This window comes from Methylobacter sp. Wu8 (assembly GCF_036440755.1).
GTDB classification, from domain to species: Bacteria; Pseudomonadota; Gammaproteobacteria; order Methylococcales; family Methylomonadaceae; genus Methylobacter_A; species Methylobacter_A tundripaludum_A.
Genome location: NZ_JAZGVT010000074.1, coordinates 66,559 through 80,402, shown reverse-complemented (window position 1 = coordinate 80,402; position 13,844 = coordinate 66,559). Strand labels below are relative to the sequence as shown.

Below are 13,844 nucleotides of genomic sequence, written 5' to 3'. Positions count from 1 at the left end.
CAACAGGCGGCTGTGCGGGGCTTGAGTATGGGGGCCGGCGTTTATTTTCAGAGTCAGAGAGAGGGCGACGCCGCCAACACGTTTGAATTGCCGGGTTATGGCAGGTTAGACGCGTTGGTGAAATACAAGTTGCCGATAGCGAAAGCAAAAACCACGCTGCAATTTAATGTGGAGAACTTATTGGATCATGAGTATTACGTGTCCACCAGTAATAGCAACACTTTCATAAATCCCGGTTCTCCGCGCACGTTCATGGGCTCGGTTAAGGTGGAGTTTTAATTAGCCGCGCAGGCCGGGGTGCATGTTTTTTGCACCCCGGCATTTAACCTTTATTGATGATTAGTCGCTTAATGTATTAATGATGCCCGTAAAAAACGTCAACTCCTTTCGAGACCACAAAATCCGACGCAAGATTTGGCTGAAGGTGCATCTATATATCGGTCTGTTCGCCGGTGCCGTGTTTGTGCTGATTGGTTTGGCGGGTAGCTTGTCGGTATTTTGGCCGGAGATAGACTCTGAACTGAATCCGGCGCTAAAAAAAATACAAAGCTATCCTCCACAAGCGGATTACCGGTCTTTGGATGAGATTGCCGTAGCGGCGAAGGCGGTTATTCCAAGGCAGGGCAAGCCGTATGCCTTGGTGTTTCCGGCCCGAACGGATGAAGCGTTTTCTGTCACCTACAGTTTGCCCGCACAGACTCTGAAGCAAAGCGAATGGCATCTGGTGTATGTTAATCCTTACAATGCCCGTGTCTTGGGGCAGCGTTTGATGTTCGATACCGGCAATGCCTGGCGGGGCAACCTGATGAATTTTTTCGTGCGTTTTCATTACTCGCTGGCTTTAGGCGAAGCCGGTCGCACGTTTGTCGGCATTGTCGCGCTGTTTTTACTATTTTCTGTATTGACAGGCCTGATCGTCTGGTGGCCGAGCTCAGGTAAGATTTGGCGGGCTTTAACCATTAAGCGTCACGCCAGTGCTGAGCGTTTCAACTTTGACTTACATAAAACCTTCGGCTTTTATTGCTCTATTGTGCTGCTGGTTGTGTTGGCTTCGGGTATCGAGATGGTGTTCCCTGGATATGCCGATGGTCTTGTTAAGGTATTTCTGCCTTTAACACCGAAAGCGGGGGCGCCGATGTCAGCAGAAACCAGCCAAAGAGAGCCGATTACTTTGGTTCAGGCTGCTGCTATAACCGATAAACGTTTTCCTGATGGTGTCTATAAATGGATTTTCTTTCCGCAAGGTGAGCGGGACGCTTATCGTATCGTTAAGGGATCGCCGCAGGAAGTTAATCGAACCCGCCCGAGACGAACGTTGTGGCTCGATCAATATAGCGGCAAGATAGTGCAGGAACGCGACCCGATGACCGATGCTGCCGGGGATGTTTTTTTACAGTGGCTTTATCCTTTGCATAACGGCGAAGCGTTCGGACTCAGCGGACGCATTATTATTGCGATTACCGGATTAGTGCCGCTGCTGCTATACGTGACCGGCGTTATCCGCTGGCTGCAAAAACGCAAGGCGAAAAAAAATCTTGCCAGGCAAGTGAGTCGCATTTCAAGTCTGGTAGAACCATAGGATATTGGCGAACTACAGAGGCATCATATATCGGATTTCTAATATCAAGTTTTCTCTGCATATTGGTTTAATTGAGTAATTGGTTTTTTAACTGAGCATACCTTTTAATATATAGAAAATAACTATTCGTCTGTCCTTGTGGTTGATAAATTTTTATAAAACGCAAGGCCGTCAAAGTATCCCTATGGAAAAACAATGAATAATACTCCCTATACACCTGTGTTTATTCTTTCATGCGAGCGTTCAGGCTCTACGATGCTTCGATATATTATGGATACTCATTCGAAGATAACCTGTCCGGGGCATTTGTATCTGGGTGATTTGTGCAGCAGCCTAAATCGAACGTTAACCGGAACGCTTGCGCAGACGCATACCGAGCTGGATGAGGAAGGCAAAAAAAATTTTGCGATAAACGAAACCAGGAAAATTATCGACAACATAATGAGCCGATATACAAAGGCTAAAGATAAACAAATTTGGTGCGAAAAGACGCCGATGAATTTGGACTATCTGCCTGTATTGGAGGCTCATTTTCCTGACGCTAAATATATTTGTTTATACCGGAATTGCTTAGACGTGGTTCATTCCAGTGTCAATCTGAGTAAATACCGCTTTCTTCCTGAACATGTGCCTTATGTGCATAGAAACCCTGAAAGTATTATCGCGGCGATGGTTGAAAATTGGCTGGAAAAAACCGATCGGTTGTTGGCGTTCGAAGCGGCTCACCAGGAACGCTGCTTTCGAGTGAAATATGAATCCGTCGTCATGAGGTCCGAAGAAACGCTTTCATCATTATTTGAGTTTCTGGAAGTCGGATGGGAAAAAGACTTAATGGGGCGCGTATTCGAGGTCAGCCATGATCAAGGAGAGGGGGATGGTAGAGCGGCATTATCCAGCAAGATTCGCCAAGACTCCGTCGGAAAGGGAATAGAGGTGCCGCGGGCCGGAATCCCGAAGAAATTTATAACAGAAATTGATAGGCTGCTTGGCAAGCTGGAGTATGCCTGTTTGGATGATTATTATTCTAATAACACTGGGTTTATTCGCAATGAAATAAATGAAAATCCTATGTCCAATATATCGGATATATTTAAAAACCATTTTATGAATGCAATTAAAAATAACCGCGGTCGCTATCCTGCGCTTCAAGGAATATGGAAGATAATTATCAAAGGCGATACGGATAGGGCTTGGCTAATTGATTTATCCAATCAGGGTGGCTTGGTTACAGAAGGCGATTCCAAAGCTGATTCTACGCTTTGTTTATCAGCAGCTTTGCTGCTAGAAATGGTTAACGGAACAAGGGATGCGATAGAGGCTTTTGCTCAAGGAGAGATTGATGTAGAGGGCGTTAGCGACCAAAATTCGTTAATGGATTTAGGCAAGCTGCTTTTTTCTTGAAAATGCATAACTTAATTTTAGCCAGTAATGCTGCGAATATTGTTATTTATTCCAATGAAGTTTATGAATCTATTTCCGATTTTTCATCTGACTGAAATATTTCGAACCGAATTCTTAGCGTATTGATCTGCAAAAAAGTCGTATATCTAAAATAGCAAAACCGGCTTAGTCGTCAGTTTGCCGAAAGCCACATTTCAACACCTGTTTTGCCGAAGCCGAATGCTGTTTTTGGAACGGATTGCCGGGAAGCGGAAAGACGAGTTTTTCTACCGGCTCTGGATGAGAAAGGAAAGTTTTGTAAAAGCTGTCGGTGTAGGTCTCGGGTTAGATATTTCCAGGGTTGTTTCATCATCAGCGCCGCGCTGACGGTTCCAGCTGAATGTTATAAAGGGATTGAGTTTAAGCGGTTGGCTATTCTAATGTGAGCAAATGAGGTTAAAAAGGGCTTAAGGCGTCATATTATCGGCCTGTTCTAGTTAAGGCCGTCGTGTAAAAACAGAACAATAATGCTCGGCTATCAGGGATAAGCGTTTGCCCAATAGCCGGAAACTCGGACAAAAGGACATAATAATGGCAAACACAAACGACCAACACGTGGAACTGATTAAACAACCGATTTTTATCTTATCTTGTGTCCGTTCAGGTTCAACAATGCTGCGTTGCATTGTTGATACACATCCCAATCTATGCAGTCCAGGTCATTTGAGCTTGGGCCCGTTATGCGCCGGTTTATATACGACGGCTTATTATTCGCTGGGAGAATTGCCGGATATGGAGACTGAAGAGCAAAGAGACCAATTGGCAATCAAAGAAACCCGGCGGGTGGTAACAGACTTACTGGGCCGTTACGCACAAGGGAAAGGCAAAAAAAATTGGTGCGAAAAATCGACCATCAACATTGATTATCTGAGGATATTGACAAAGATTTTTCCACAGGCCAAATATATCTGTTTATACCGCAATTGCCTGGATGTTGCTTATTCGTGCATTAAACTCAATCCATTAGGGTATATGTCTGAATTGGCTTCTTATGTCCAGAACCGTCCGACTAATTTTGTTGGTGCGATGATCGATAACTGGCTGGAGAAGAACAGCAAGCTGATGGCATTCGAACAGGCTCATGCTAATCAGTGTATTAGGATTAACTATGAGTCTTTGGTTCTGCAACCGGAACAAGTCTTGGCAAAACTGTTTGATTTTCTCGGTGAGCCTTGGGATGAGCGCTTGATCGATTCGATTTTTCAAGTACCACATGATCAGGGTGATGGCGATCTGAAAGTCTGGTTTTCCGGAAAAATCAACAAGGATTCTATCGGCAATGGTACAGCGATTCCAGTAACCGCAATTCCGAATGAGTTGATGGCTGAGATTAACGCGTTCCACCAGCAGTTAGGGTATCCGACGATAGAGGCGCTATATGCCGAACAACAGAGTAATGACGAACAGACGATTCAGGATATAGACTTGGATGATTTTTTCCAAAACCGTTTTTTGCGAAATGCCACTACAAGAATGGATAAATTCAGACTGTTGCGCGGTGCCTGTAAATTCGTGATAACCGGGTTAAAAGGCGGTGTTTGGATAATTGAGAGTAATAGTGACGGTTTAACATTAAAAAAAGATGATAAATCCAGTGATTGCACAATCGCTACAACATATAAAGTTTTTTGTGAGTTGATTGAAGGCAGGAAAAACGCCGTCAATGCTTATGAATTGGGTGAAATAACGGGTGATGGCAATATAAACTTGGCACTAGAGTTTGGTAGGTTACTGTTTGGGGGGGATTTTAACCATACGGTATTGCAATTGTCTTCTCATGGTTCCCGCGAAATGTTATAAAAGGCTTGAACGTGTGTAAAGACGGGATGCAAGTCCCGTCTCTGTAAATTCGCGGGCTATTGCGATGCCGTTTGTTGCATGTGCGTTTGCAAGCTTAACGGGCGCATATCGGTCCAGACTTCCTTGATGTAATCCAGACATTCTTGCTTATTGCCGCTTTTGCCGGCAGTACGCCAGCCGCCCGGTATTTCTTTGTATCCAGGCCAAATCGAATATTGCTCTTCATGATTGACGACAACCTGATAAATGGTTGTGTCTTCTTCGTCGTCCCAAGCCATTGTTATGCTCCGTTGATAGGTGATTGCTGTAACACACCAGGTCCGCCGCTACGGGTTCCCTGATGCTTCCCTGTAGTAGACGATAGAAACGGCAAAATACCTCAGTGTCATGCCGGGTCCGGTAAATGGTTTTTGAATTGTTTACGGCAGTGCAGCAGGGCCTTGGCCATGTGTTTTTCAACCGCGCTATCGGATATACCGAGTTCCTTGGCGGTTTCGGCATAGGTCATGCCGTAAACTCTATTTAGGACAAATATTTCTCTAGTGCGCACAGGCAATTCATCCAGTATCCGGGTGATGGCGGCCAGTCTTTGATCGACGGATACGAGTTTTTCCGCCGAAGGGAATTCGCTTTGCGGGGGTAAGGATTGTTCTTTTGCTTGCAGGTAGTTTTCCGTTACTTTGCGATGTTTGATGTGATCGTAAGCGAGGTTCTTGGCAATTCTGAACAGGAAGCCGCGCGGATGATCGATCGTTTGTTTTTGCGCTTCGCGGAAAAAAATGATGAAGCTTTCTTGAGCAATATCCGCTGCTATCTCCGGGCAGTCGACAATTCGAGCCAAATGAAACTGCAATTCGGACTGGTGGTTTAAGTAAATGGCTTCTACGTTCAAGTTCAAATCCCTCTTCGTTGCTGTTAAGAATGATTACTTTACCGCTGAGCCGGCGGCGGTATCGGGATAAAAGCGGTATTCGGTTTTTCGGCTGCCAACAGCGTCAATGATTTGCCTGACCTGTTGGGTAAGCCGGCATAGCTTATTGAATCGATTAAATATATGTAATTCCATGTGCTTGTTTTGTTCGTTAGCGGCTATCGGTACACAGTAAGCGGTTTGTAATAAATCTAGTTTGCAGGCCAAGTTGCTATTAAGTATTGTTCATGGCATTCGATATATCTGTTGCGATACAACCTTGAAGGCATATCGACTGCTGTATTGTGCTTACGCCTGTTTCAGAGTCTCCGGCTAGAACTATTAAGCAATGACTATGCCATTCTATTGTTATTTTAATTACAATAGCTTATGTATCTGTTTTGGCTGCGGGCTTATAAAATGCGGCATATGGCGCATCAATAATGCGTTAAATAACATAGTTTTTTAAAGGCGATGCGTGTGCGAAAGCGGATTGGGAACATTTTTTAGCGGGCAGATGAGGTTAAAAAGGGTTTAAAGCGTCCTATTACTAGGCCTGCTTTGGCTTTTATATCGGATGAGTTTGTTCTAACGCATCGAACAATTATATACGCGAGCTTAAGGGAAATTTTTATGCTAGTTTTTTTGTGCCGCTCTTCCTGGCTAACGATTGTTGGCGTACTGTTTGCGGGTATTATCAGTGGCTTAAGCAGTGCGGCCCTGGTGGCGCTGATTAATGCAACGTTGTCGAATACCCTGGATACCCGGATTTTACCGTGGTTGTTCGGCGGATTAGCTATTGCTGTGTTGTCCAGCGGTTTTCTGTCGCATTATCTGCTCAATCGGCTTAGCGCTAAAACTGTTTACGATCTTCGCGTCCAAATCAGTCGCTTGATTCTTGTCGCGCCTTATCCGTATCTGCAAAAGCTGGGCAAGTCGGCGTTATTGGCTCATTTGACCGAGGACATCACGGCGATTGCCAATGCCAGTCAATTATTGCCGGTAGTTTGCATTAATTTTGCGGTCGTGGCGGGCTGTATGGTCTACCTGAGCTGGTTATCCTGGCATTTAGCCCTGGTTTTGGGCGGGGTCATTTTATTCGGAGTCTTGAGCTCCAACCTGTTCAGAGAGTGGCCGAAAAGCGCCGCGCTCAAGGCGAGGGAGGAATACGATGTTCTCAGCAGCGGTTTTCGGGCTTTGACGGAGGGTATTCGTGAATTGAAGGTACACCGGCAGCGTAGCGATGCTTTTATGGCGCAGTCGCTGACGGCCAGCGCCGAAGCCTATCGCCGGTACTCTTTTAGGAATGCGCTGGCTTTTCTGCTGGTTAATCAGTGGGCGCAGTTTTTGTATTATGTGGTTATAGGCGCCATCCTTTATGTTTTTCCGGTTTGGCAAACCATTGATCAGAGCGTGATCCGCGGCTATGCGTTGGTGTTTTTGTTCATGATGTCGCCGCTGACCATCATTACCAATAGCTTGGGGGTATTCAGCCGCGCCAGTGTGTCGTTACAGAAAGTCAGGCAACTCGGCGATCAACTCAAAAGGCAGGCGGTAGAGGTCGATGCTCCTGATAACCCTGAGATTCGCACAACGCTGTTTGAGCTGTCGCTACAAGGTGTGACGCACAGTTTTCATCGGGAAAAGGAAAACCGCAATTTCACCCTGGGGCCTATCGACCTGGATTTTAAACCGGGAGAATTGGTGTTTTTAGTCGGCGGCAACGGTAGCGGCAAGACTACGTTGGCAATGCTGCTGATTGGACTCTACTCGCCGGAGCGGGGGGGGATTCGCTGGAACGGAGAGATTGTCGATGAGCGCAACAGGGATGATTACCTGCAAAACTTCTCGGTGATTTTTTCGGATTTTTATTTGTTTGACGAATTGTATGGATGCGATAACGACAGCAACCATCTGATCATATCCGATTATTTGCAGCGCCTGCACTTGCACCACAAAGTGCGGGTCGATAACGGCCGGTTTTCCTCGGTGGATTTGTCGCAAGGCCAGCGTAAACGCTTGGCGTTATTGGTTGCTTATCTGGAAGACCGGCCTTTTTACGTTTTCGACGAGTGGGCGGCGGATCAGGATCCCGAATTCAAGCATCTATTCTATACGGAGCTGTTACCGAGTTTGAAAGCGCGGGGAAAAACAATATTGGTCATCAGTCATGATGACCGCTATTTCTACTTGGCGGATCGCTGCATCAAGCTGGAAGAAGGCCAGATTGTCGCCATGAATAAGCCGGTACCGGCAAGCAGGCAGACGCAGCCGGATGAGGATGCAGTTCAGGCCTACAGTTAAGGTGGCGGGTTGTGTATAACGATGAGCGTAGCGCGTGGGAACGAAAACGGTGAATATTCGAAAAACTATCTTATATAGCGGGTTGGGGCTGGCGAGTGCGGCGGCGATCGCGATCGGCGGCGGTTTCTGGGTCTTGCATGATGCGATGCCGCGGCTTGACGGCACGGTGAAGCTGGACCGGCTTACAGCGGAGGTTCAAGTACATACCGATGCCCACGGCATTCCGGCGATCAACGCCGCCAACCGTATCGATGGGGTTAGGGCGCAGGGCTATGTCGCCGCCCGCGATCGTTTGTTCCAGATGGACTTGATGCGGCGTAAAAGCGCCGGGCGCTTGGCGGAAATCTTTGGCGAAATGGCGCTGGACAGCGACATCAAGGCCCGAACCTACGGTTTTCATCGGGAAGTAAAAACAATATTGGCAAAGCTGCCGCCCGAGCATCAACATTACCTGCAAAGCTATGCCGACGGCGTCAACAGCTATATCGCGGAATCCGGCAAACTGCCTTTCGAGTTCAAGGTGTTGACCTATCAGCCTGAGCTCTGGACGCCTGAGGACAGCCTGCTGGTGGTATTGGGGATGTGCGAGAACTTGACTGCCTGGAGCGAACGCGGCGAACGCATGCTGAGCGTGATGGAAAAAACCTTGCCGGAAGCTGCGGTGCGTTTTCTAACGCCCGACACCGATTTTTACACCGGCCGGCTGTTAAAACAGGTCGAATCCTTACGTCCGGCGCAAGCGATTCCGGTCGAGGCTTTGGCAACCGCATTGGCCGATCGGCCGGCGGATAACCCGGCGTTGGCGCAGCTGGTGCAACAGTTCGACTTTATGGCCGGTTCCAATGCCTGGGCGGTCAGCGGCAAAAAAACCGGGGACGGGCGGGCCATTCTGGCTAATGACATGCACTTGGGTATATCGGTACCCAATACCTGGTACCGTATCGAACTGAATTACGGCGATACCCATGCCGCAGGCCTGACCTTGCCCGGTACGCCGCTGTTAATTGTCGGCAGCAACCGGCATATCGCCTGGGGAGCAACCAACCTTTCCGGCGATTTTCTGGATTTGGTGCGGCTCGACATCGATCCAGCCAATCCCGATCAATACCGGGTAGGCGATCAATGGCGGCGCTTCGAAGAATATCCTGAAACCATCGCCGTCAAAGGCGGTGCAGTCAAACAAATCGTGGTCAAGCAGACGCTTTGGGGACCGGTTGCCAATCAGCCGTTGCTGGATCAGCCGGTGGCGATTCACTGGGTGGCGCTGGATGCCGATGCGTTCAACCTCAATTTGTTCGATTTGGAGCAGGGCGAAACGCTGGAGCAGGCGGTGAAAATCGTCAATAGCACCGGCGGTCCGCAGTTGAATATTTTACTGGCTGACGATAAGGGCCGCATTGCCTGGACGTTGATGGGCAAAATTCCCAAGCGCTTCGGCAATGACGGTTTGGTCAGCCGCTCTTGGGCGGATGGCAGCGTAGGTTGGAACGGCTATGTCGAACCCGAGAAATTGCCGCGCGTCATCGACCCGGCCGAAGGCATTTTGGCGTCGGCCAACGACCGCCGCTTGGGTAAAAATTATCCTTATGTGATCGGCCACCAGTTCGGCAACGGTTACCGCGCCTATAGGATTACCGAACAATTGAGGCAGATGCCGCAGGTTGACGAAATGGCCATGTTCGATCTGCAACTGGATACCGAAAGCGAGTTTTATAATTTCTATCAGCGCTTGGCCTTGGATACCTTGACCGCCGAAGCGGTCGAGACGCAGCCGGATTTGGCCGAAGCGCGCGACTACCTGCTGGCCTGGGACGGACGCGCCGATGTCGGCAGCCTGGGATTTGCGTTGCTGGTCGAGTTTAGAAAGCAATTGGTCGAGTCGGTATTCGCGCCGTTTTTAACAGCCAGTCGGCAGGCCGATAAAAATTTCAACTATGCATGGACTTATATCGATACGCCGTTGCAGGCCCTGTTGACTGAAAAACCGTTGCACGCATTGCCCGATGCGGCGCATTATCAAGACTGGAACGGCTTTATTTTGGGACAGTTGAAACAAAGCATACAGCGTTTGCAAGCCCAGCGGCCGGGAGTCGCGTTAAGCGAATTGAATTGGGGCAAACTGAACAGGGTCAAACAATCGCATCCGTTTTCCCGCGCCTTGCCGATACTGAGCGATTTTCTTGATATGCCGGGCGAGGCATTGCCCGGTTGTGCTTTTTGCGTTCGCGCAGCGGGTCCGGGTTTTGGCGCCAGCGAGCGGCTGGTTGTTGCGCCGGGCCATTTTGAGGATGCGATTTTGCATATGCCCGGCGGCCAGTCGGGTCAGCCGTTGTCGCCGTATTACCGGGATCAGCAAGACTATTGGCTAAAGGGCTTGCCGATGCCATTGGCCGCAGGCAAGTCCGAACACACACTGCTGCTGCAGCCGTATGGCAAGTAAAGAGATATGAAAAATAGAACACGGATTTGGCTGATCAACATTGATAAAGGAGAAAATAAAATCCGTCTAACCAGTGCCATCCGTGTTTTATTATAAAATCAGCATCTGCTGAGTCGTTACAATACGAAATACAATTAACAATGGGTTTTAGGTAGAATGAATATCATGAAACGTTACTATCCAGTGATTTCGACGGCTAACTCCGCGGATTGCTTTGCCGGTTGCGTTTTGGGGCTACGGAGAGCTTTCTATGCAGAAACTGAGTAGTTATCTATGAAACAGAACAGCGAAACAAACAGTTTGGAATCCGGGCTTGGTAACGACATTGACGAACAGGCGGTTGCGTGGTTTGTACGGTTGAGGGCCGACAATGTCAGCAGCGAGGAAAAGTCGTCCTTTTTGCGTTGGCTGAACCAAGCCGATGCGCATCGCGACGCCTTTAATGAAATCAGTAAATTGTGGGGAGATGCCGATTTGCTGCAAGCGCTCGGCGACACAGCCCAAAAGCACAACATTGCACCGCATAAAATAACAACCGCGCATTTCAAACTGCCGCTGGCGATCGCGGCCTGCCTGATCTTGGCCTTATCGTTCCGCAACGAACTGGGAATTTTGACGCAAGGCGATTATTCAACCGGAGTAGGCGAACGCAGAACCGTCTATTTCGATGACGGTTCTACCGCAATGCTCAATACCGACAGCGCTATCGCGGTCAACATGGACGGTCCGCAACGCAAGGTCGAACTGCTGAAGGGGGAAGCTTATTTCGAGGTTAAACCCAATCCCGGCCGGCCGTTTGTTGTTCAAGCGGCTCATTCGACGACCCGCGTGCTGGGAACCCGGTTTTTCGTGCATGAACAAAGCGATGGCGACGAAGTCAAAGTCATGTCCGGCCGGGTTGAAGTGGCGGATCGGCGCATTTTGAAGCAGCCGGTGATTTTGCATGATCGCGAGGCGGTGTCGATCGATGCCGCGGGGCTGGGCGAAACCCGGCTGCTGAATTCGGAACTGGCGACCTCCTGGGTGGACGGTTTCCTGGTGTTTGAAAATGCCCCGCTGGAAAGCGTCATTGGCCAGATCCGCCGCTACCGAACCGGTTTGGTGGTTTACAGGGACAACAGTTTACGCGGACTTAAAATCAACGGCCGCATCAATTTGCGTGAATCGGACGATATGCTGAAAGTCTTGGGAAGAAACCTGTCGGTCAAAATGACCTACTTGACCGATTGGCTGGTGATTATCGGGTGATGTAGGTTTAAGTCGATCCACCGCATATAAAATTATCGCGCGAACAATGAATTCACGTTGTTCGCGGTAAACCTTCCTTGGCCATTGCGCAACATCCGGTTAATCAGTACCCTTAGCGGCTGGGCTTAAAGAGCTCCCACGTAAACGACTTTGGGCCGCTTAATTTATGACTTTACCGGGCAAAAAAACACTCATTATTGTCGGCGCGCTTGCGCTGATTGCTTCCGTTTACTTTTTTACCAAGCAGCCGAAAGTTGTGGATGTTGAAATCGTCACTCTTGAACAAGGCGAGGTCAGGGCGACGGTGTCCAATACCCGCGTCGGAACGGTTAAAGCCTGTCGGCGCTCTTACCTTGCGCCGGCAACGGGCGGGCAGGTTGCCGAATTACATGTCAAGGAAGGCGACGCGGTCAAGCAAAACCAATTGCTGATGGAGGTCTGGAACAAGGACCTGAAAGCGCAGGTCAAATTGCAGGAGGCCCAGGTCAGGGCTAACCGGGCATCGGCAGAACAAGCCTGCCAGCTTGGCGCAGGCGCTGAACGCGAGGCCGACCGTTTGGAGAAGCTGCAAAAATTCAATCATATCGTCTCCGAAGAACAGGTCGATATTAAAGCGACCGGCGCACGCGCCAAGAGGGCGTCCTGCAATGCCGCGCTTGAAGCTATTGCGGTGAGCCAGGCCAATCGCGATGCGGTTCAGGCCGCTGTCGAACGCACTCTGGTTATCGCGCCCTTTGACGGCACCGTGGCTGAAATCAATGCCGAGTTGGGGGAATTTATCACGCCGTCGCCGCCCGGCATTCCGACTCTGCCCGCGATCGATTTGCTGGACGTCAGCTGCTTGTATGTGTCCGCGCCGATTGATGAAGTGGATGCGCCGCAGATAAAAACCGGCATGTCCGCCTGTGTGTCGTTGGACGCTTTTGCCGAAAAACGCTGCTCCGGCACGGTGAGCCGCATTGCTCCTTATGTGTTGGAAAAAGAAAAGCAGGCGCGTACCGTCGAGGTCGAAGTTAAATTAACCGATCCGAAAGACCTAAACAGATTGCTGCCCGGTTACAGCGCCGATATTGAAGTCCTGCTGACCAGTAAACCGAAGGCGCTTAGGGTGCCTGCCGAGGCGGTGCTGGAAAATAACCGCGTTTTGGTAATGCGTGAAGACGGCTTGCTGGAAGAGCGCAGTTTTAAGCCGGGCTTGGTCAACTGGAATACCGTGGAAGTGCTGTCGGGCCTGAATGTCGGCGATAAAGTGGTATTGTCGGTAGGCCGGGAAGGCGTGGTTGCAGGCGCCCGTGCCCGCATACAAAAATGATACGGCTGGAACATATCCACCGCTATTTCCAGGTAGGCGAGCAATGCGTTCATGCCTTGAATGACATCAGTCTCAGCATCGAAAAAGGCGAATATGTGTCGGTAATGGGGCCGTCAGGTTCCGGTAAATCGACTTTACTCAATGTCGTAGCCTTGCTTGATCAGCCCAGCTCAGGCCGGTATCTGTTAAACAATCAGCCGGTTACACAGCTTAGCGATGATGAGCTCGCCAAAGCTCGTCGCGAAAACATCGGCTTCGTGTTCCAGTTTTTTCATTTGATTCCGCGTTTGTCGGCGGCCGAAAACATAGAAATGCCGTTGATACTGGCGGGCGTAGCGCCTAAGGAGCGCAAGCAACGGGTGCAGGAGGCGCTGGCGTCGGTCAGTCTGCAAGACAGAGCCGCGCATAGACCCGACCAGCTTTCCGGCGGACAGTTGCAGCGCGTCGCCATTGCCAGGGCTATGATCATGCGCCCCTCGATTTTATTGGCCGACGAGCCGACCGGTAATCTCGACAGCAAATCCGGCAAGGAAATTATCGAGTTGTTGGAAGGGCTTAACCGGCAGGGCGTAACACTGGTGATTATTACCCATGACCAGAATTTGGGCGACCGGGCGCGGCGGAAAATTCGCATTGTCGATGGGCAGATAGCGTGATAAGTAATCAAATCCACCACGAACGACTGCATGGATGCAGGAGCAATTGCCGAAACACGAAGGACACGAAGTTTTTTGTCTTTGCTTTTCTTCATGCTCTTCATGTCTTCGTGGTGAATTACTATACGCATTTTTTTATGGTCAACGAGCAAAAA

General features: G+C 49.4%; 12 protein-coding genes. 9 read left to right on the top strand and 3 right to left on the bottom strand.

Features of this window, described 5'->3' with window-relative positions:
- The 4 genes from V3O24_RS16865 to V3O24_RS16850 form a co-directional block, all read left to right on the top strand.
- On the top strand, nt 1-279 hold a 279-nt coding region (locus V3O24_RS16865; RefSeq protein WP_331308119.1), incomplete at its 5' end, for a TonB-dependent receptor.
- 145 nt (nt 280-424) lie between these two features.
- The gene (locus tag V3O24_RS16860; protein WP_331308118.1) at nt 425-1,579 is read left to right on the top strand and encodes a PepSY-associated TM helix domain-containing protein; all 1,155 of its coding nucleotides are present in this window, start codon (nt 425-427) and stop codon (nt 1,577-1,579) included.
- A gap of 195 nt (nt 1,580-1,774) precedes the next feature.
- Nucleotides 1,775-2,980, top strand: a complete 1,206-nt coding sequence (locus V3O24_RS16855; RefSeq protein WP_104424883.1) for a sulfotransferase — start codon at nt 1,775-1,777, stop codon at nt 2,978-2,980.
- Between the two features lie 570 nt (nt 2,981-3,550).
- The gene (locus V3O24_RS16850; protein ID WP_104424881.1) at nt 3,551-4,819 is read left to right on the top strand and encodes a sulfotransferase; all 1,269 of its coding nucleotides are present in this window, start codon (nt 3,551-3,553) and stop codon (nt 4,817-4,819) included.
- Nucleotides 4,820-4,875: 56 nt separating this feature from the next.
- Here the strand turns inward: V3O24_RS16850 and V3O24_RS16845 are convergent, their stop codons facing one another.
- From V3O24_RS16845 to V3O24_RS16835, 3 genes are all read right to left on the bottom strand, one after another.
- Nucleotides 4,876-5,097, bottom strand: coding sequence for an MbtH family NRPS accessory protein (locus tag V3O24_RS16845; RefSeq protein WP_104424880.1), 222 nt, complete (start codon nt 5,095-5,097; stop codon nt 4,876-4,878).
- 107 nt (nt 5,098-5,204) lie between these two features.
- The gene (locus V3O24_RS16840) at nt 5,205-5,717 is read right to left on the bottom strand and encodes an RNA polymerase sigma factor (RefSeq protein ID WP_258076698.1); all 513 of its coding nucleotides are present in this window, start codon (nt 5,715-5,717) and stop codon (nt 5,205-5,207) included.
- A gap of 27 nt (nt 5,718-5,744) precedes the next feature.
- Nucleotides 5,745-5,885, bottom strand: coding sequence for a hypothetical protein (locus V3O24_RS16835; protein ID WP_331308117.1), 141 nt, complete (start codon nt 5,883-5,885; stop codon nt 5,745-5,747).
- A 477-nt stretch (nt 5,886-6,362) separates the two neighbouring features.
- On the opposite strand from V3O24_RS16835, the gene V3O24_RS16830 reads away from it, so the two are divergent.
- The 5 genes from V3O24_RS16830 (at nt 6,363) to V3O24_RS16810 (ending at nt 13,689) form a co-directional block, all read left to right on the top strand.
- Nucleotides 6,363-8,033 carry a cyclic peptide export ABC transporter gene (locus V3O24_RS16830; protein WP_331308116.1) on the top strand — a complete coding sequence of 557 codons (1,671 nt, stop codon included), beginning with the start codon at nt 6,363-6,365 and terminating at the stop codon, nt 8,031-8,033.
- Between the two features lie 49 nt (nt 8,034-8,082).
- Entirely contained in the window at nt 8,083-10,473 is a 2,391-nt protein-coding gene (locus V3O24_RS16825) for a penicillin acylase family protein (protein WP_331308115.1), read from the top strand.
- A gap of 273 nt (nt 10,474-10,746) precedes the next feature.
- A complete protein-coding gene (locus tag V3O24_RS16820) occupies nt 10,747-11,721 on the top strand; it encodes a FecR family protein (protein WP_104424877.1) in 975 nt (324 codons plus the stop codon).
- A 166-nt stretch (nt 11,722-11,887) separates the two neighbouring features.
- Nucleotides 11,888-13,033: an efflux RND transporter periplasmic adaptor subunit gene (locus V3O24_RS16815; RefSeq protein ID WP_331308114.1), complete on the top strand. Its 1,146-nt coding sequence runs from the start codon at nt 11,888-11,890 to the stop codon at nt 13,031-13,033.
- The gene (locus tag V3O24_RS16810) at nt 13,030-13,689 is read left to right on the top strand and encodes an ABC transporter ATP-binding protein (protein WP_331308113.1); all 660 of its coding nucleotides are present in this window, start codon (nt 13,030-13,032) and stop codon (nt 13,687-13,689) included. Before V3O24_RS16815 ends, V3O24_RS16810 begins: the two co-directional genes overlap by 4 nt.
- The last annotated feature ends 155 nt before the right edge of the window (nt 13,690-13,844 follow it).